Source organism: Streptomyces sp. NPDC058741 (genome assembly GCF_042746715.1).
GTDB lineage: Bacteria > Actinomycetota > Actinomycetes > Streptomycetales > Streptomycetaceae > Streptomyces.
In genome coordinates this window covers 109,473-127,904 of the sequence record NZ_JBHYQH010000012.1, presented here as the reverse complement: position 1 = coordinate 127,904, position 18,432 = coordinate 109,473, and the positions used below count along the sequence as shown (strand labels likewise).

16 protein-coding genes and 1 pseudogene are annotated in these 18,432 nt (G+C 72.9%); 11 read left to right on the top strand and 6 right to left on the bottom strand.

What is annotated here, in order from left to right:
* Window positions 1-111: 111 nt before the first annotated feature.
* Complete coding sequence (locus ACFW6P_RS13085; protein ID WP_386423656.1) at window positions 112-1,338, bottom strand: acyl-CoA dehydrogenase family protein; 1,227 nt, start codon at window positions 1,336-1,338, stop codon at window positions 112-114.
* A 172-nt stretch (window positions 1,339-1,510) separates the two neighbouring features.
* Between ACFW6P_RS13085 and ACFW6P_RS13080 the strand changes: the two genes are divergently transcribed.
* The gene (locus ACFW6P_RS13080; RefSeq protein ID WP_386357604.1) at window positions 1,511-2,155 is read left to right on the top strand and encodes a TetR family transcriptional regulator; all 645 of its coding nucleotides are present in this window, start codon (window positions 1,511-1,513) and stop codon (window positions 2,153-2,155) included.
* A gap of 89 nt (window positions 2,156-2,244) precedes the next feature.
* On the opposite strand, the gene def is transcribed toward ACFW6P_RS13080, so the two are convergent.
* Window positions 2,245-2,790, bottom strand: coding sequence for a peptide deformylase (def, locus tag ACFW6P_RS13075; RefSeq protein WP_386357605.1), 546 nt, complete (start codon window positions 2,788-2,790; stop codon window positions 2,245-2,247).
* 160 nt (window positions 2,791-2,950) lie between these two features.
* Between def and ACFW6P_RS13070 the strand changes: the two genes are divergently transcribed.
* The 5 genes from ACFW6P_RS13070 (at window position 2,951) to ACFW6P_RS13050 (ending at window position 7,542) form a co-directional block, all read left to right on the top strand.
* Entirely contained in the window at window positions 2,951-4,189 is a 1,239-nt protein-coding gene (locus tag ACFW6P_RS13070) for a MurT ligase domain-containing protein (protein ID WP_386357607.1), read from the top strand.
* A gap of 23 nt (window positions 4,190-4,212) precedes the next feature.
* Window positions 4,213-4,941 carry a type 1 glutamine amidotransferase gene (locus tag ACFW6P_RS13065; RefSeq protein WP_386357609.1) on the top strand — a complete coding sequence of 243 codons (729 nt, stop codon included), beginning with the start codon at window positions 4,213-4,215 and terminating at the stop codon, window positions 4,939-4,941.
* Between the two features lie 202 nt (window positions 4,942-5,143).
* Window positions 5,144-6,169 carry a 6-phosphofructokinase gene (locus ACFW6P_RS13060; RefSeq protein WP_386423654.1) on the top strand — a complete coding sequence of 342 codons (1,026 nt, stop codon included), beginning with the start codon at window positions 5,144-5,146 and terminating at the stop codon, window positions 6,167-6,169.
* Window positions 6,170-6,331: 162 nt separating this feature from the next.
* The gene (locus ACFW6P_RS13055) at window positions 6,332-7,282 is read left to right on the top strand and encodes a cytochrome c oxidase assembly protein (RefSeq protein WP_386357611.1); all 951 of its coding nucleotides are present in this window, start codon (window positions 6,332-6,334) and stop codon (window positions 7,280-7,282) included.
* 80 nt (window positions 7,283-7,362) lie between these two features.
* On the top strand, window positions 7,363-7,542 hold the full coding sequence (locus tag ACFW6P_RS13050) for a hypothetical protein (RefSeq protein WP_386357613.1): 180 nt from the start codon (window positions 7,363-7,365) through the stop codon (window positions 7,540-7,542).
* A gap of 4 nt (window positions 7,543-7,546) precedes the next feature.
* Here the strand turns inward: ACFW6P_RS13050 and ACFW6P_RS13045 are convergent, their stop codons facing one another.
* From ACFW6P_RS13045 to ACFW6P_RS13030, 4 genes are read right to left on the bottom strand one after another with little or no spacing between them, the layout of a single operon-like run.
* The gene (locus ACFW6P_RS13045) at window positions 7,547-8,761 is read right to left on the bottom strand and encodes a sensor histidine kinase (RefSeq protein WP_386357615.1); all 1,215 of its coding nucleotides are present in this window, start codon (window positions 8,759-8,761) and stop codon (window positions 7,547-7,549) included.
* Window positions 8,758-10,476 (bottom strand): cation acetate symporter, encoded by a 1,719-nt coding sequence (locus ACFW6P_RS13040; RefSeq protein WP_386357617.1) that lies wholly within the window; start codon window positions 10,474-10,476, stop codon window positions 8,758-8,760. The genes ACFW6P_RS13045 and ACFW6P_RS13040 overlap by 4 nt, the downstream gene beginning before the upstream one ends.
* Window positions 10,477-10,486: 10 nt before the next feature.
* Window positions 10,487-10,843: a hypothetical protein gene (locus ACFW6P_RS13035; RefSeq protein WP_386423671.1), complete on the bottom strand. Its 357-nt coding sequence runs from the start codon at window positions 10,841-10,843 to the stop codon at window positions 10,487-10,489.
* Between the two features lie 2 nt (window positions 10,844-10,845).
* On the bottom strand, window positions 10,846-11,595 hold the full coding sequence (locus tag ACFW6P_RS13030) for a LytR/AlgR family response regulator transcription factor (RefSeq protein ID WP_386423652.1): 750 nt from the start codon (window positions 11,593-11,595) through the stop codon (window positions 10,846-10,848).
* Between the two features lie 203 nt (window positions 11,596-11,798).
* Between ACFW6P_RS13030 and ACFW6P_RS13025 the strand changes: the two genes are divergently transcribed.
* From ACFW6P_RS13025 to ACFW6P_RS13005, 5 genes and pseudogenes are all read left to right on the top strand, one after another.
* A complete protein-coding gene (locus tag ACFW6P_RS13025; RefSeq protein ID WP_386357621.1) occupies window positions 11,799-12,314 on the top strand; it encodes an Lrp/AsnC family transcriptional regulator in 516 nt (171 codons plus the stop codon).
* Between the two features lie 125 nt (window positions 12,315-12,439).
* Window positions 12,440-13,261 (top strand): dimethylargininase, encoded by an 822-nt coding sequence (ddaH, locus tag ACFW6P_RS13020; protein WP_386357623.1) that lies wholly within the window; start codon window positions 12,440-12,442, stop codon window positions 13,259-13,261.
* On the top strand, window positions 13,258-14,508 hold the full coding sequence (rocD, locus tag ACFW6P_RS13015) for an ornithine--oxo-acid transaminase (protein ID WP_386423650.1): 1,251 nt from the start codon (window positions 13,258-13,260) through the stop codon (window positions 14,506-14,508). Before ddaH ends, rocD begins: the two co-directional genes overlap by 4 nt.
* A 155-nt stretch (window positions 14,509-14,663) precedes the next feature.
* A complete protein-coding gene (locus ACFW6P_RS13010; protein ID WP_386357626.1) occupies window positions 14,664-17,120 on the top strand; it encodes a SpoIIE family protein phosphatase in 2,457 nt (818 codons plus the stop codon).
* A gap of 66 nt (window positions 17,121-17,186) precedes the next feature.
* A pseudogene (locus ACFW6P_RS13005) lies at window positions 17,187-18,432 on the top strand (PP2C family protein-serine/threonine phosphatase).

Sequence of the window (18,432 nt, the reverse complement as noted above, 5' to 3'; positions counted from 1 at the left end):
CGGCTTGCGCGGAGCCGGACGGCACCGCGCAGGCGGGGAGCAGCCGCACGCGCTCGGAGGCGAGCCGGACGTGCTCGCCTCCGAGCGGCAGCCGGCGCCGCTGAGGCGGCGTCAGCGGATGGGCGTGCCCGCGAGGGTGCGGGCGATGACCAGGCGCTGGATCTCGCTGGTGCCCTCGAAGATCGTGTAGATGGCAGCGTCGCGGTGCATCCGCTCGACCGGGTACTCCCGCGTGTAGCCGTTGCCGCCGAGGATCTGGACGGCCTGGGCCGTGACCTTCTTGGCGGTCTCGCTCGCGAACAGCTTGGACATCGAGCCCTCGGCGGCCGTGAACGGCCTGCCGTTGACCGCCATCCAGGAGGCGCGCCAGACGAGGAGCCGGGCCGCGTCGATGGAGGTGCGCATGTCGGCGAGCTGGAACGCCACGCCCTGGTTGTCGATGATCGGCCGCCCGAACTGCTCGCGGGTCTTGGCGTAGTCGAGGGCGACCTCGTACGCGGCACGGGCGGTGCCGACGGCCATGGCGCCGACGGCGGGACGGGAGGCCTCGAAGGTGGCCATCGCCGCGTTCTTCACGCGCTCCCCGCCCTGCCTGGCCTTCTCGCGGGCGCGGGCGAGCCGCTCGTCGAGCTTCTCCTTGCCGCCGAGCAGGCAGGAGCCCGGGACGCGCACGTCGTCGAGGATGACCTCGGCGGTGTGCGAGGCGCGGATGCCGTGCTTCCTGAACTTCTGGCCCTGGGACAGGCCCTCGGTGCCCGGCGGGACGATGAAGGAGGCGTGGCCCTTGGAGCCGAGCCCGGGGTCGACGACCGCGACCACGACGTGGACGTTGGCGATACCGCCGTTGGTCGCCCAGGTCTTGGTGCCGTTGAGCACCCACTCGTCCTTGGCCTCGTCGTAAACGGCCCGGGTGCGCATGGAGGCGACGTCGGATCCGGCATCGGGCTCGGAGGAGCAGAAGGCGGCGACCTTCACGTCGTTCGCGTCGCCGTACATCTGCGGGATCCAGGTGCCGATCTGCTCCTCGGTGCCGTTGGCGAGGACGCCCACGGCGGCGAGGCCGGTGCCGACGATGGACAGGGCGATGCCCGCGTCGCCCCAGAACAGCTCCTCCATGGCCATGGGGATGCCGAGACCGGTGGGGTCGAAGTACTGCTGGGCGTAGAAGTCCAGGGAGTAGATGCCGACCTTGGCGGCCTCCTGGATGACCGGCCAGGGAGTCTCCTCACGCTCGTCCCATTCGGCGGCGACGGGCCGGATCACGTCGGCGGCGAAGCCGTGGAGCCAGTCGCGGACCTCCTTCTGTTCGTCGTTGAGCTCCATGGTGAACTCGGCCATGTCGTCCCCTCCAGTGGCACACCTGCTTGTTACTTGCGGTAACTCCAGTCTGTTACCGGCGGGTAGTCCACGTCAACTCCCACCGGCCGGCCGGCACCCGTTCGATGTGGGGGCCACGCTTCAGTGCTAGTTTGCGCAGGCGTCACCGAAACAGCACGGGTGGGGAGAGCACATGGACACCACGCAGCGGACCGATCAGCAACGGTCCGCCGACCGCCGCCGGCGCGAGCTGCTGGAGGCCGCCGACCGAGTGGTGCTGCGCGAGGGCCCGCAGGCCTCGATGAACGCCATCGCGGCGGAAGCCGGGATCACCAAGCCGATCCTCTACCGGCACTTCGGCGACAAGGGCGGCCTCTACGCGGCCCTCGCCAAGCGGCACACCGACGCGTTGCTGGACTCCCTGCGGGCGGCGCTGGACGCTCCGGCCGAGCGGCGGGAGCGGGTCGAGGCGACACTGGACACCTACCTCACGGCGATCGAGGCGCAGCCCCAGGTGTACCGGTTCCTGATGCATCCCGCGGAGGGCGGCCAGCCGGGCGACCCGGGCTTCGACGTAGGCAAGCACAGCGCCCCGCTGCTGCGGCGGATGGGCGAGGAACTGGGCAAGGTCATCGAGGAGCGGGTCGACCTCGGACCGGGCGGGCAGCAGCTGGCGCGGGTGTGGGGGCACGGGATCGTCGGCATGATGCATGCCGCCGGGGACTGGTGGCTGGGGGAACGGCCCTGCTCCCGTTCGGAGTTGGTGCGGAGTCTGGCGGACTTGCTGTGGGGGCGCCTCGCGGCCGCGGGGGATCGGGTCGGCGGTCCCGGGTTCTGAGCGCCGCGCGTCGGCTGACGGACGGTGGGAGGGCGTTCGCGCCCACGCGACGGAGCCGCGCATCGGCGCGGGCCCGCACCCCTGAGGAGTCACCCCACCCTGTGCCATGAGGCCTTGGCCACCTGCCGCATCAGCCTGCGCCGGCGCCAGCCCACGAGGCGGTCCGCGTAGACGCGGCCCTCCAGGTGGTCGCACTCGTGCTGGAGGCAGCGGGCGAAGAAGCCCGTGCCGTGGACGGTGACGGGCTCCCCCGTCACCGTGAGGCCCTCGACCACCGCGTGGTCGTACCTCTCCGTGCCCGCCTCCAGGCCCGGCAGGGACAGACAGCCCTCCGGGCCCCGGACCACGACCCCGTCCGCCGTGACGAGGCGGGGGTTGACCACATGGCCCAGGTGGCGGACGTCCTCGTCGTCGGGGCAGTCGTAGACGAAGACGCGCAGCGGCTCGCCGATCTGGTTGGCGGCGAGCCCGACGCCCCGCGCGGCGTACATGGTCGCGAACAAGTCCTCCACGAGGCGGGCCAGTTCGGGGCCGAAGTCGGCGACCTCCGCGCAGGGGGTGTGCAGGAGCGGGTCGCCGTGCAGGGTGAGGGGTCTCACGTGGCCTCGGGCACCGGGGATGGGGCTGCGTCGCATGGCGGCAAGAGTAAGGTCCCTGTCGATCCGCGCCTTCCGCACGAGTCCACCACAGTGCCGCGGTTCGGGACCGCTAATGGATCTCGATAGGCTGAGGCCCACACCCCACGTGGCCGTCAGGCTTCAGGCGCGGCGCGTACGCAAGGAGGATCGAGAACTGATGGCAGGCAACTCGGACCCGCTCTCGCCGCGGGCCAAGCTCGCCGTGACCGCGGGCAAGGCGGTCGCAGCGGCATCCCGCGCCGCAGGGCGCGGCAGCGGTTCGGTGATCGGCGGCCGGGTGGCGCTCAAGCTCGACCCCGAGCTCCTGGCCCGGCTCGCGCAGAACCTGGACGTGGTCCTGGTCTCGGCGACGAACGGCAAGACCACCACCACCCGGCTCATCGCCGAGGCCCTGCGCGCGGCGGGGCCGGTCGTCTCCAACGCGCTCGGCGCCAACATGCCGGCCGGTATCACCTCGGCCCTGGCGGGCGGCTCGGACGCGCGGTACGGCGTCATCGAGGTCGACGAGAAGTACCTCGCCGGCGTTGCCCGGGACACCGCCCCGAAGTGCATCGCGCTGCTCAACCTCTCCCGCGACCAGCTCGACCGCGCCGCCGAGACGCGGATGCTCGCCGAGAACTGGCGGGAAGGCCTCGCGGGTTCCAAGGCCGTGGTCGTCGCCAACTGCGACGACCCGCTGGTGGTCTGGGCCGCGTCCTCCTCCCCCAACGTGATCTGGGTCGCCGCCGGGCAGATGTGGAAGGACGACGCCTGGTCCTGCCCGTCCTGCGGTGGTGTGATGCAGCGCCCGGGCGACGACTGGTTCTGCGGCGAGTGCGGCTTCCGCCGGCCGACGCCGAGCTGGGCGCTCTCCGGCGACCACGTCCTCGACCCGCACGGTTCGGCCTGGCCGATCCACCTCCAGCTGCCCGGCCGCGCCAACAAGGCCAACGCCGCGTCCTCGGCCGCCGTCGCCGCCGTCTTCGGGGTGCCGCCGCAGGTCGCGCTGGAGCGGATGTACCAGGTGCAGGCCGTGGCCGGACGGTACGACGTGGTCCAGTTCCAGGGCCGCGACCTCCGGCTGCTGCTCGCCAAGAACCCGGCCGGCTGGCTGGAGACGTTCTCCCTGATCGACCCGCCGCCCACGCCGGTCATCCTCTCCGTGAACGCCCGCTCAGCCGACGGCACCGACACCTCCTGGCTGTGGGACGTCGACTACACCCGCCTGACCGGCCACCCGATCTGTGTCGTCGGCGACCGGCGGCTGGACCTCGCGGTGCGCCTGGAGGTCGCGGACCAGCACTTCCAGGTCTACGACAACCTCGACCAGGCCGTGGCCGCGTGCCCGCCGGGCCGTATCGAGGTCATCGCCAACTACACGGCGTTCCAGGACCTGCGCCGCCGCGTCGGCAACTGAGCACGAGACGTCAGGGGACTTTTGTGAGCGACAACCAACTGCGCATCGTCTGGATCTATCCCGACCTGCTCAGCACCTACGGCGACCAGGGCAACGTCCTCGTCGTGGAGCGCCGCGCCCGGCAGCGCGGCCTGAACGTGGCCCGGCTGGACGTGCGCAGTGACCAGCCGATCCCGACCTCCGGCGACATCTACCTGATCGGCGGCGGCGAGGACCGGCCGCAGCGGCTCGCCGCCGAGCGGCTGCGCCGGGACGGCGGGCTGACCCGGGCCGTGGAGAACGGCGCCATCGTGTTCTCGGTGTGCGCCGGCTACCAGATCCTCGGCCACGAGTTCATCAACGACCTCGGCCAGCGCGAGCCCGGCCTCGGGCTGCTGGACGTGGTGTCGGTGCGCGGGGAGGGCGCGCGGTGCGTCGGTGACGTGCTGGGCGACGTCGACCAGCGGCTCGGCCTGCCCCCGCTGACCGGCTTCGAGAACCACCAGGGCGTCACCCACCTCGGCCCGACCGCCCGCCCGCTCGCCCGGGTGCGCTTCGGCAACGGCAACGGCACGGGCGACGGTACCGAGGGCGCGTACAACGACACCGTCTTCGGCACGTACATGCACGGCCCCGTCCTCGCGCGCAACCCGCTGATCGCGGACCTGCTGCTGAAGCTGGCCCTCGACGTCAACGCGTTGCCGCCGACCGACGACCGCTGGTACGAGGCGTTGCGCAACGAGCGCATCGCCGCTGCTCAGCAGCCTGCCTGAGCCGCGCGTCCCAGCCGCCCCGGGGCACGCGTCAACCCGCTGGTCAACAGCCCGTCTGTCGGCCCATCCGCACAGGTGAGCGGGGTCGTCCAGCAGGCGGACGCGTGCTTCGGCCAGGGCCCTCGATGCCGCTAGGGTGGCGGGGATTCCAGCCGGACAACGCGGTCCGGTCCCGGCCCACATCGAGAAGGTCTTTCGGGCTATGCGCATTGGTGTCCTCACGTCCGGCGGCGACTGCCCCGGCCTGAACGCCGTCATCCGGTCCGTCGTGCACCGTGCCGTCGTCGACCACGGCGACGAGGTCATCGGCTTCCGGGACGGCTGGAAGGGCCTCCTGGAGTGCGACTACCTCAAGCTCGACCTCGACGCGGTGGGCGGCATCCTCGCCCGCGGCGGCACGATCCTCGGCTCCTCACGCGTCCAGCCCTCCCATCTGCGCGACGGCGTGGAGCGGGCCAAGGGCCACCTCCAGGAGCTCGGCCTCGACGCGATCATCCCCATCGGCGGCGAGGGCACGCTCAAGGCGGCCCGGCTGATGTCGGACAGCGGGCTGCCCGTGGTGGGCGTGCCGAAGACCATCGACAACGACATCGCCGTCACGGACGTCACGTTCGGCTTCGACACGGCCGTGGGCGTGGCGACCGAGGCCCTCGACCGGCTGAAGACCACCGCCGAGTCCCACCAGCGGGTCCTGGTCGTCGAGGTCATGGGCCGGCACACCGGCTGGATCGCGCTGCACTCCGGCATGGCGGCCGGTGCGCACGCCATCGTCGTGCCCGAGCGGCCCTTCGACACAGAGGAACTGGCCCGGCGCGTCGGCGCGCGGTTCGAGGCGGGCAAGCGCTTCGCGATCGTCGTCGCGGCGGAGGGCGCCAAACCCCGGCCCGGCTCCATGGAGTTCGACGAGGGCGGCAAGGACATCTACGGGCACGAGCGGTTCGCGGGCATCGCGCGCCAGCTGTCCGTGGAGCTGGAGCGGCGCCTGGGCAAGGAGGCGCGGCCGGTCATCCTCGGGCACGTGCAGCGGGGCGGCACGCCGACCGCCTACGACCGGGTGCTGGCCACGCGGTTCGGGTGGCACGCGGTGGAGGCCGTGCACCGCGGTGAGTTCGGGCGGATGACCGCGCTGCGGGGCACCGGCATCGTGATGGTGCCGCTGTCCGAGGCCGTGGAGACGCTGAAGACGGTGCCGGAGGACCGGTACGAGGAAGCGGAGTGCGTCCTCTGACGTTGCGCTCGTCCGCCGGGGGCGGGTCCTGTGTGGCTGGTCGCGCGGTTCCCCGCGCCCCTGAGGTGTCGTACCGCCCCCGGTCGCAACGGTGACCGGGGGCGGTTCTACTCTTGTGGGCGGACAGATGGCTGCACACCCCCACGAAACAGGAGCCGGCGGATGGATCACAGCGGGCACGGCATGACCATGGATCTGCCGCCGTTCACGCCGGGGCGAGGGCTTCAGTGGTCGACGGACCCGTTCTTCCTCATCGCCTGCCTGGCCGGGCTCGTCCTGTACGGCTGGGGGGTCGCGCGCCTGGTGCGGCGCGGGGACAAGTGGCCCGTGGGGCGGACCGTCGCCTTCGCGCTCGGGGTGCTGAGCATCATGCTCATGATGTGCACCCGGCTGAACGACTACGGCATGGTCATGTTCAGCGTGCACATGGTCCAGCACATGGTGATCAGCATGGTGTCGCCCATCCTGATCCTGCTCGGGGCGCCGGTCACACTGGCGCTGCGGGCGCTGCCGACGGCGGGCCGGGGCCGTAAGGGGCCGCGCGAGGTGCTGCTGATGTTCCTGCACAGCCGGTACCTGCGGATCGTCACCCACCCGGCGTTCACGATCCCGCTGTTCATCGCGAGCCTGTACGCGCTGTACTTCACGCCCCTGTTCGACACGCTGATGGGCTCCCAGGCCGGGCACATCGCGATGATGGTGCACTTCCTCGCCGTCGGGCTGGTGTTCTTCTGGCCGATCATGGGTGTGGACCCGGGGCCGCACCGGCCGGGCTACCTGATGCGGATGCTGGAGCTGTTCGCGGGCATGCCGTTCCACGCGTTCTTCGGGATCGCGCTGATGATGGCGAGCGAGCCGATGGTGGAGACGTTCAAGAACCCGCCCGCCTCGCTGGGCATCGAGGCGCTGTCCGACCAGAACGCGGCGGGCGGCATCGCCTGGGCGTTCAGCGAGATCCCGTCCGTGCTGGTGCTGATCGCGCTGCTGTTCCAGTGGTACGCCTCCGAGCAGCGCCAGGCCCGGCGCACGGACCGGGCCGCCGAGCGCGACGGGGACAAGGAACTCGAGGCGTACAACGCCTATCTGGCCTCGCTGAACGCGCGGGGGCGCTGAAGACGGCTCGTGCGAGGCCCGTGCGCGCCGGGTGCCGGGCGGGCACCATGGAGGGACCGGACCACGAGGAGGGTGTCGCGATGCCCCGTTCCACGCACGGTTCCAATGCGACGAAGACCATGGGAGGGATCACCGTGGGGGGTCTCGTCCTGGTGACGGCCTACACGGTGGCACTGGGGAGCAACGGCTGGCTGTGGTTCGGCTGGGTCGTCCTGGGGCTGATCACGCTCGGGCTGGTGGCCACCGCGCGCAGCACCTGACGGCTCACTCCCGCGTCAGCCGGCCCGCCGAGTGCACGCCGGGCTGGTACTTCGGCAGCCGGACGGTGATCTTCATGCCGGCGCCCGGGGCCGTCTCGATGACGAGGCCGTGGTCGTCGCCGTAGACCTGGCGGAGCCGGTCGTCGACGTTGGACAGGCCGATGCCGCCGGAGGGGCTGGCCTCGCGGGCGAGGATGCGGCGGAGCAGGTCGGGGTCCATGCCGGCCCCGTCGTCCTCGATGACGACGAGGGCCTCTGCGCCCGCGTCCTGCGCGGTGATCTGGATGTGGCACTTGCCCGAGGGGGCGGCCTTGCCCTCCAGGCCGTGCTTGACCGCGTTCTCGACGAGCGGCTGCAGGCACAGGAAGGGCAGGGCGACGGGCAGCACCTCCGGCGCTATCTGCAGGGTGACGGACAGGCGGTCGCCGAAGCGTGCCCGGACCAGGGCCAGGTAGTGGTCGATGGCGTGCAGTTCGTCGGCGAGGGTGGTGAAGTCGCCGTGCCGGCGGAACGAGTAGCGGGTGAAGTCGGCGAACTCCAGGAGCAGCTCGCGGGCGCGCTCGGGGTCGGTGCGCACGAACGAGGCGATGACGGCGAGCGAGTTGAAGATGAAGTGCGGGGAGATCTGGGCCCGCAGCGCCTTGATCTCGGCCTCGATGAGGCGGGTGCGGGACTGGTCGAGATCGGCCAGTTCCAGCTGCACCGACACCCAGCGGGCGACCTCCCCCGCGGCCCGGACCAGCACGGCCGACTCGCGGGGCGCGCAGGCGACCAGGGCGCCGTGCACCCGGTCGTCGACGGTGAGCGGGGCGACGACCGCCCAGCGCACCGAGCAGTCCAGGGTGTCGCAGGTGAGGTGGAAGGCCTCGCCGCGGCCGGTGTCGAGGGGGCCGGCGAGGCGTTCCATGATCTCGGTGCGGTGGTGGGCGCCGTCGCCGTCCCAGACGAGGACCTGTGCGCGGTCGGTGAGGCAGAGGGCGTCCGTGCCGAGCAGGGAGCGCAGCTTACGGGCGGACTTGCGGGCGGTCTCCTCGGTGAGGCCGGCGCGCAGCGGGGGCGCGGCGAGGGACGCGGTGTGCAGGGTCTCGAACGTGGCGTGTTCGACGGGGGTGCCGAGGCCGGCCAGGTTATCGGCCCGGGCGGTGCGCCGCCCGAGCCAGATCCCGAGGGCCAGGACCGGGAGCACGGCGACGCACAGGCCCGCCAGGAAGCCGCTCATGCCGGCACCTCCGTTCGCAGTTCCTCGGGCAGGTGGAAGCGGGCCAGAACGGTCGCCGTGCCGGGCGGGACCCGTCCTGGGGTGGCCAGGGACACCAGGATCATGGTGAGGAAGCCCAGCGGGACGGACCACAGGGCGGGCCAGGCGAGCAGGGCGTGCAGGGCTCCTTCGCCGGGGTAGCCCGCCATGGTCGCGGCGACGGCGAGCAGGGCCGAGCCGCCGCCGACCATCATGCCGGCGGCGGCGCCGGGCGGGGTCAGCCGCCGCCACCAGATGCCGAGGACGAGCAGCGGGCAGAACGAGGACGCCGACACGGCGAAGGCGAGCCCGACCGCGTCCGCGACCGGGAGCCCGCCGACCAGGACGCTCGCCGCAAGGGGCACGGACATGGCGAGGACCGTGCCGAGCCGGAAGTGCCTCACGCCCCGGGACGGCAGGACGTCCTGGGTGAGGACGCCCGCGACGGCCATGGTCAGTCCGGAGGCCGTGGACAGGAACGCGGCGAAGGCACCGCCCGCGACCAGCGCGCCCAGCAGATCGCCGCCCACTCCACCGATCATGCGGTCGGGCAGCAGCAGGACGGCGGCGTCCGGGTCGCCGGTGAGGGTCAGCTCGGGGGCGTAGAGGCGCCCCAGCGCGCCGTAGAGCGGGGGCAGCAGGTAGAAGGCGCCGATCAGGCCGAGGACGGCGACGGTGGTACGGCGGGCGGCGACGCCGTGCGGGCTGGTGTAGAAGCGGACCACGACGTGCGGCAGGCCCATGGTGCCGAGGAACGTGGCGAGGATCAGCCCGTAGGTGGCGTACAGGGGGCGTTCCCCGCGGCTGCCGGTCTGCTCGGACGGGGAGGGCGTGAGGTCTCCGCCGCCGCGTCCGGCCTCGGGGACGGGGGCGCCCGCGGGGAAGGTGAGCCGGGTGCCGCCGTCGATGCGGTGGGTGCCGGCGGGCAGGTCGAGGCGGGCGCCGGTGTGGGAGCGTCCGTCGACGGTGCCGGTGACCGTGACGGTCAGGGGGCGGTCCAGCCTCAGGTCGACGCTGTCGTCGACGCGCACCTCGCGCTGTTCGCGGAAGGCGGCCGGTTCGTCGAAGGCGTGGCGCGGGGCGCCGTCGCCCTGCCAGGAGAGGACCAGGAACAGGGCGGGGACGAGCAGGGCGGTGAGCTTCAGCCAGTACTGGAACGCCTGGACGAAGGTGATGCTGCGCATGCCGCCGGCGGCGACGATGGCGGTGACGACGAGCGCCACGATGACGCCGCCCAGCCAGTCCGGCGCCCCGGTGAGGACGGTCAGGGTCAGTCCGGCGCCCTGGAGCTGGGGCAGCAGGTACAGCCAGCCGACCCCGACGACGAAGGCGCCCGCGAGGCGCCGTACGGCCTGGGAGGCGAGGCGGGCCTCGGCGAAGTCGGGCAGCGTGTAGGCCCCGGAGCGACGCAGCGGGGCGGCGACGAACAGAAGGAGCACCAGGTAGCCGGCGGTGTAGCCGACCGGGTACCAGAGCATGTCCGGGCCGTGGACCAGCACGAGGCCCGCTATGCCGAGGAAGGAGGCGGCGGAGAGGTACTCGCCGCTGATCGCGGCGGCGTTGAGGCGGGGGCCGACGGTGCGGGAGGCGACGTAGAAGTCGGAGGTGGTGCGGGAGATGCGCAGGCCGAAGGCGCCGACGAGTACCGTCGCGACGACCACGAGGGCGACGGCGGGCACGGCGTAGCTGGAGTTCATGGGCGTGGCGTCAGCGGTCTTCCACGAGACGCACGAAGTCCCGCTCGTTGCGCTCGGCGCGGCGGACGTACCAGAGGGCGAGCAGGACCAGGGGAACGTAGAGGCCGAAGCCGAGGACGGCCCATTCGAGGCGGCGGGCGCCCGGCAGCGCGGCGAAGAGCAGCGGGAGCGGGCCGACGAGCAGGCCGAAGACCGCGAAGACGGTGAGGGCGGCGCGCAGCTGGGTGCGCATCAGGGAGCGGACGTAGGTGTGGCCGAGGGTGGTCTGCTCGTCGATCTCGGTGCGGGGCCGGTAGGAGCCGGAGGCCCGCCTCCCGCGGGGCGGGCCGGTGACGACGACGCGGCGCTCGGTGTGGTCCTGGGGCACCGTCACGGCCTCCTCATGAGCAGGTCGCGCAGCTCGCGCGTGTGGCGCCGGCTGACCTGGAGCTCCTCGGAGCCGACGAGGACGCTGGCGGTGCCGGCGTCGAGGCGGAGTTCGCCGATGTGGCGCAGGGCGACGAGGTGGCGGCGGTGGATGCGCACGAAGCCCCGGGAGCGCCAGCGCTCCTCCAGGGTGGACAGCGGGATGCGGACCAGGTGGCTGCCCTTGTCGGTGTGCAGGCGGGCGTAGTCGCCCCGGGCCTCGACGTGGGTGATGTCGTCGACGGCGACGAAGCGGGTCACGCCGCCGAGTTCGACGGGTATGTGGTCCGGGTCGGGTTCGCTCACGGGGATGCGCGGGGCGGCGCCGCGCGGCTCGGCGGCCCGGCGGACGGCCTCGGCGAGGCGCTCCTTGCGGACGGGTTTGAGGACGTAGTCGACGGCCTTGAGGTCGAAGGCCTGCACGGCGAAGTCCTCGTGGGCGGTGACGAACACGATCAGCGGCGGCCGGGCGAAGCCGGTGAGCAGCCGGGCGAGGTCGAGGCCGTCGAGACCGGGCATCTGGATGTCGAGGAAGACGACGTCGATCGCCTCGGGTCCGCGGGGGCCGGATTCCAGGGCGCGGTTGATGCGGCGCAGCGCCTCGGTCGCGTCGCCGGCGCCCTCCGCGCTGCCGATGCGGGGATCGGCCCGCAGCAGGTAGAGCAGTTCCTCGAGCGAGGGAGGTTCGTCGTCGACAGCCAGGGCGCGCAGCATGAACCCGGAGTGTAGGGGCGATCCCCGCGTACGGACATGCGCCGGGGACGGACGTCCGCACCGGATGCGGTGCACGCCGCGCGCCGGGGGCGGGGCCCAGTGCCGGGGGCGGGGCCCAGTGCCGGGCCCAGTGCCGGGGGCGGGGCCCAGTGCCGGGCCCAGTGCCGGGGGCGGGGCGCAGTGCCGGTGGATACAGTGCCCGCATGAACAGCAGGTCCACGGCGTTCGACGAACTCGACCAGCGGATCATCGCCGCGTTGATGGCGAACGCCAGGACGTCGTTCGCGGAGATCGGCACGGCGATCGGGCTGTCCTCGACGGCGGTCAAGCGCCGGGTCGACCGGCTGCGGGAGAGCGGGGTGATCACCGGGTTCACGGCGACGGTCAAGCCGTCGGCGCTGGGCTGGCGCACGGAGGCCTACGTCGAGGTGTACTGCGAGGGCGCGGCCCCGCCCCGGCGGCTGGCGGAGGTGGTGCGCGACTATCCGGAGATCGCCGCGGCGATGACCGTGACGGGCGGCGCGGACGCGTTGCTGCACGTGCGGGCGCGGGACGTGGAGCACTTCGAGGAGGTGCTGGAGCGGATCCGCCAGGAGCCGTTCATCCGGAAGACGATCAGCGTGATGGTGCTGTCGCACCTGCTGCCGGAGAGTCCGGAGGCGGGAGCCAGCCATCCGGCGCCGGAGGAGGGCCGGGGAGGCGCAGCAGGCGTGCGCTGACCGGGCCGAAGACGCAGCGTTCCTGCGTGGGCGCGCAAGCATTGTTCCTTGTCGGGCACCGTCCGGGTTCCTACCGTTGTGTCCATCACCCGTCACACACCGTGAGGAAGCAGAGGGACCCCTTCGTGCCCGACTCCCGTGTGCCGCGTCGGCGGCGCTACCTCGTCTGCGAACCCAGACACTTCGCCGTGCAGTACGCGATCAACCCGTGGATGCGCCCCGACGAACCCGTCGACGTGCTCCGCGCGCTGGACCAGTGGCAGGCGCTGGTCGACACCTACCGTGCCCACGGCCATACCGTGGACAGTGTGAAACCCGTTCCCGGCCTGCCCGACATGGTCTTCGCCGCGAACGCGGCGGTCGTCGTCGGCGGCCGCGTCTTCGGCTCCCTCTTCCGCGCGCCCGAACGCCGTCCCGAGTCCGTGCCGTACGAGGCGTGGTTCAAGACGCAGGGCTACGAGGTGTACCACCCCGAGTCCGTGTGCGAGGGCGAGGGCGACCTGGTCCCGGCGGGCCGCTGGATCCTCGCCGGTACGGGCTTTCGCACCACGCGGGAGGCCCACAGCGAGGTGCAGGAGTACCTCGGCGTACCGGTGGTCAGCCTGACGCTGGTCGACCCGTGGTTCTACCACCTCGACACGGCGCTGTTCGTCCTCGACGAGGAGAACATCGCCTACTACCCCGAGGCGTTCTCGCCGGGCAGCCGCGAGGTGCTGGCCCGGATGTACCCGGACGCGGTGCTCGCCACCCGCGAGGACGCGATGGCGTTCGGGCTGAACTCCGTCTCCGACGGGCGCCATGTGTTCATCTCGCCGGGGGCCACCGGTCTGGCCGGGCAACTGGCCGACCGGGGCTACGTCCCCGTCCCCGTCGACCTGTCCGAGTTCCAGAAGGCCGGTGGCGGCATCAAGTGCTGCACCCAGGAGATCCGGGAGATCCGCTCATGACCGCACCTGTCCGCACCCAGGGCTCGCCGGCGTCCGGCTCGCGGAGGACCCGCGGCTCCGAGGAGCTCATCCGCGCGGAGGAGCCGGTCCTCGCACACAACTACCACCCGCTGCCCGTGGTCGTCACCCGCGCCGAGGGCACCTGGGTGGAGGACGTCGAGGGCCGGCGCTACCTCGACATGCTGGCCGGTTACTCGGCCCTCAACTTCGGCCACCGGCACCCGACGCTGATCGAGGCCGCGCACCGCCAGCTGGACCGCCTGACCCTCACCTCGCGGGCCTTCCACAACGACCGGCTCGCCGGGTTCGCCGAGCGGCTCGCGGCGCTGACCGGGCAGGACATGGTGCTGCCCATGAACACCGGCGCCGAGGCGGTGGAGAGCGGCGTGAAGGTGGCCCGCAAGTGGGCCTACGACGTCAAGGGCGTCCCGGCGGACCGGGCGACCATCGTGGTGGCGGCGGACAACTTCCACGGCCGTACGACGACGATCGTCAGCTTCTCCACCGACGAGACCGCCCGGCGTGGCTTCGGCCCCTTCACCCCGGGCTTCCGGATCGTGCCGTACAACGACCTGGCCGCGCTGGAGGCCGCGGTCGACGAGACGACGGCGGCGGTGCTGATCGAGCCGATCCAGGGCGAGGCGGGTGTGATCATCCCGGACGACGGCTACCTGGCCGGCGTGCGCGAACTGACCCGCCGCGCGGGCTGCCTGTTCATCGCGGACGAGATCCAGTCCGGGCTCGGCCGGACCGGCAGCACCCTGGCGGTCGAGCACGAGTCGGTGGTGCCGGACGTGGTGCTGCTGGGCAAGGCGCTGGGCGGCGGCATCGTGCCGGTGTCGGCGGTGGTCGGGCGCCGGGACGTGCTCGGGGTGCTGCACCCGGGCGAGCACGGCTCGACGTTCGGCGGCAACCCGCTGGCGGCCGCGGTCGGCTCGGCCGTGGTGGAGCTGCTGGAGACGGGCGAGTTCCAGCGCCGGGCGGCCGAGCTGGGCGTGACCCTGCGCGACGGCCTGACGGGGCTGGTCGGCAGGGGCGTCGTCGGCTTCCGCTCGCGGGGCCTGTGGGCGGGCGTCGACATCGACCCCGCGCTCGGCACCGGCCGCGAGATCAGCGAACGGCTGATGCGCGAGGGGATCCTGGTGAAGGACACCCACGGCTCGACGATCCGGCTGGCCCCGCCGCTCACCATCACGGGCGAGGAGCTCGCAGGGGCGCTGCGGACGCTGGAGAAGGTCCTGGTGTAGGAAGCCGGCCGGCGGAGGCCCGACCGCCCGGAACAGGCCTCCGCCGGGGCCCGCCCGACCGCTCGACCGGCCCGCCCGAGCCGCCCGGTCTCGCCGGAAGGGTGCAGATTGGGGCAAGAGGTGGTAGACCACTCTCAGCGACAGAGAGGTCGGCCGTGGGCGCAGACGAGGATGACGGCGTTGCCCGGCAGCGGTTCGACGTGGCCGACGCGGCGCCCCTGTTGCTCGACCCGCAGGGCGTGGTGACGGGCTGGACCGGGGCTGCCCGGAGACTGCTGGGGCACACGCCGGCCGAGGCGGTGGGCAGGAAGCTCGCCGACCTGCTGGTCGCCGAGGACGCCGAGCGCGTTCCCGATCTGGTCGAGCGGTGCCGCGGGGACGGCGGCTGGACGGGGCTGCTGACGATGCTCCGCCGGGACGGGCGGCCGGTGCGGGTCGTGGCCCGGATCTCCGCGTCCGAGGAGGCGCGGGGCGCCTCGCGCCGGCTGGTCCTGCTGTCGGAGCTGGCCGACGCGCCCGGCTGGAACATGAGCCGCGGGGTGCTGGAGCAGATGGTGTCCGACGCCCCGGTGGGTATCGCGATCGTGGACACGGACCTGCGTTTCGTGTGGTCGAACACCGCCCTGGAGCAGTTCGGCGGCGGGCCTGCGGCGCGCCGGCTCGGGCTGCGGTTCGCGGACGTGCAGCCGGGCATGGACGCCGAGGCGGTCGAGGCGCAGATGCGGCACGTGCTGGAGACCGGCGAGACGGTCCTCGGGTACGAGCACGTCGGCCGGATCCGGTCGGCGCCGCTGCGGGAGACGGCGCACATGCTGTCGTTCACCAGGCTGGAGGACGAGCAGGGCAACCCGGCCGGCGTCTACTACACCGTCGTGGACATGACCGAGCGGCACCGGGCCCGGCAGCGGCTGGCGCTCCTCGACCGGGCCGGCGAGTCCATCGGCCGCAGCCTGGACCTGATGCGCACCGCGCAGGAGCTGGCCGACGTGGCCGCGCCGGGACTGGCCGACTTCGTCAGCGTGGACCTGCTGGAGACGGTGCTGGGAGGCGGCGAGCTGCCGCCAGGGCCGCTCCCGGACACGGAGGGATCGGTGGCGCTGCGCCGCGCCGGCCACCGGTCCGCCTACGACGACCTGCTGGAGGTCGCCGTCCCGGTCGGCGAGGTCGCGACCTACCGGGCCGGGTCACCCCCGGTGCGGTGCCTGACCACCGGCCGGTCCTGGCGCTCCGACCGGCTCGACCCGCTCGACCGGGACTGGACCACGGACGTCCCGAACGGCCGGCGGGCCACGTTCCGGGAGCTGGGTCTGCACAGTGTGCTGACCGTGCCGATCCGCTCCCGGGGCACTCACCTGGGCGTCACCACCTTCTACCGGCGCCACCAGCAGGAGCCCTTCGACGAGCAGGACCAGCGCCTGGCCGAGGATCTCGTCGCCCGCGCTGCCGTCTGCCTGGACAACGCGCGCCACTACACCCGTGAGCGCGACGCCGCGCTCGTGCTGCAGCGCAGCCTGCTCCCCCAGCGGCTGCCGGATCAGGACGCCGTCGAGGTGGCCGCCTGCTACCGGCCGGCCGACGAGCTCACCGGGCTCGGCGGCGACTGGTACGACCTCATCCCGCTGTCCGGGGCGCGGGTCGCGCTGGTCGTGGGCGAGGTGCCGGGGCACGGCATCGACGCCGCCGCGGCGATGGGCCAGCTGCGGACCGCCGTGCGCACCCTGGCGGCGCTGGACCTGCCGCCCGAGGAGGTGCTGGCGCACCTCGACGACCTCGTGGCGCGCTCGGCGCGGGACGACCGCGAGCCGGACACGGCGGGCGACGGCAGCGGGCGGTCCGTCGGCGCCGGGTGCCTGTACGCGGTCTACGACCCGGTCGACGGCTGCTGCGCCATGGCCGCCGCGGGGCACCCCGCCCCGGCCGCGGTGCTGCCCGACGGTTCGGTCACGTTCGTCGACCTGCCGCAGGGCCCGCCGCTCGGCGTGGGCGGCCCGCCGTTCGAGGCGGTCGAGCTGTTCCTGCCCGAGGGGACCACCCTCGCCCTGCACACCGACGGGCTGCTGGCCCGCGGTGAGACCTGGGCCGTGGACGCGGGCCGGAAGCGGCTGCGGCGGGTACTGCGGCAGGGGGGACCGCTGGACACGTACTGCCGGACGGTGGTCGACGCGCTGGTGCCGGCCCGCCCGCACGACGACGTGGCCCTGCTGGTGGCACGGACGAAACGTCTCGGCAGCGAGCAGGTCGCGGACTTCGAGCTGCCCTCCGACCCGGCCGTGGTCGCCGACGCCCGCCGCACCGCGACCCGGCAGCTGGCCCGCTGGGGACTTGACGAGCTGGTCTTCACCACGGAACTGGTGGTGAGCGAGCTCGTCACCAACGCCATCCGCTACGCCGGCGGCTCGATCCGGCTCCGGCTGATCCGCGACCGCGCGCTGGTGTGCGAGGTGTTCGACGGCGGCGCCACCACCCCCCATCTGCGCCACCCGCGCACGACCGACGAGGGCGGGCGCGGGCTGTTGCTGGTCTCGCAGCTCACACAGCGGTGGGGTACGCGGTTCATCCCCGACGGCAAGATCATCTGGGCCGAGCAGTCCCTGACGGACCTCCCGGAGTGAGCCCGGGCGGGATTGGCTCGTACCGTGGGAAACAGGTGTGATTGCGGCAGTGGTGAGGCGGCGGCCATGGCGGATACGGCGATCGACTACGCGACGGTGTTCCAGGCCCTGCCCGGCATGGTGGCACTCCTCACCCCCGGGTTCGTCTTCGCGGACGTCAACGAGGAGTACGCCCACGTATCCGGCCGCACACGTGGGCATCTGATCGGCCGGCACCTGTTCGACGTCTTCCCCGACAACCCCCACGACCCGACCGCCACGGGCATGCGCACCCTGGAGGCCTCGCTGTACCGCGTCCTGGTCACCGGGGAGCGCGATGCCATGGCGCCGCAGCGCTACGACGTGGAGACACCCGAGCGGCCCGGGATCCGGGAGGAGCGCTACTGGAGTCCGGTGAACGTGCCGCTGCGCGGCCCCGACGGGGGGGTCCGGCTGATCCTGCACCGCGTCGAGGAGGTCACCGAGCTCATCCGGGCCCGGGGCGGCTCCAGCGGCCGGCACGACACCCGCGCCCGGGTGCTGGAGGCCGAGCTGTACACCCGCGCCCGGGAACTGCAGGATCTGAACGAGCGGCTGCGCCGCGCGCACTCCCGGGAGCGGAGGTGGCGCTGGCCCTGCAGGAGGCGATGCTGCCGGCCCGCCGCCAGGTCCGCCAGGACCACCGCATCGCCGTGCGGTACCGGCCGGCCCTGGGCGCGCTGAATGTCTGCGGCGACTGGTACGACCTCGTCGAACTGGTCGACGGCCACCGGATCGGCGTGTCCGTGGGGGACGTGGTCGGGCACGGACTGGAGGCGGCCGGGGTGATGGGGCGGCTGCGCAGCGCGCTGAGCGCGGGCTCCCGGGTCGCCGCCGGGCCGGCCCAGACCCTGGACGTGCTGGGGCGTTACGCCCATGTGGTCGACGGTGCCGAGTCGGCGACCGCGGTGACGACGTTCATCGACTTCAAACCGGCAGGTCATCGCCTACAGCAGCGCCGGGCACCCCCCGCCGGTGCTGGTCCACGCCGACGGCCGTACCGACGTCCTCGACCAGGCCACCGACACGCCGCTCGACGCGCGCACGGATCGATCCCATTCCGCGGCCCCAGGCGGAGATCTCGTACGCACCGGGCGCCACGCTCGTGCTCCACACCGACGGCCCGGTCGAACGGCGCCGCGAGGACATCGACACGGGCCTCGGCCGGCTGGCCGATTCGCGGCGCCGGCGCCGCGGGCAGGACCCCGAGGTCCTGGCCGACACGGTCCTGCGGGAACTGCTGCCGTCCGGCGGCGCCACCGACGACACCGCACTGGTGATCGTGCGGCTGTGA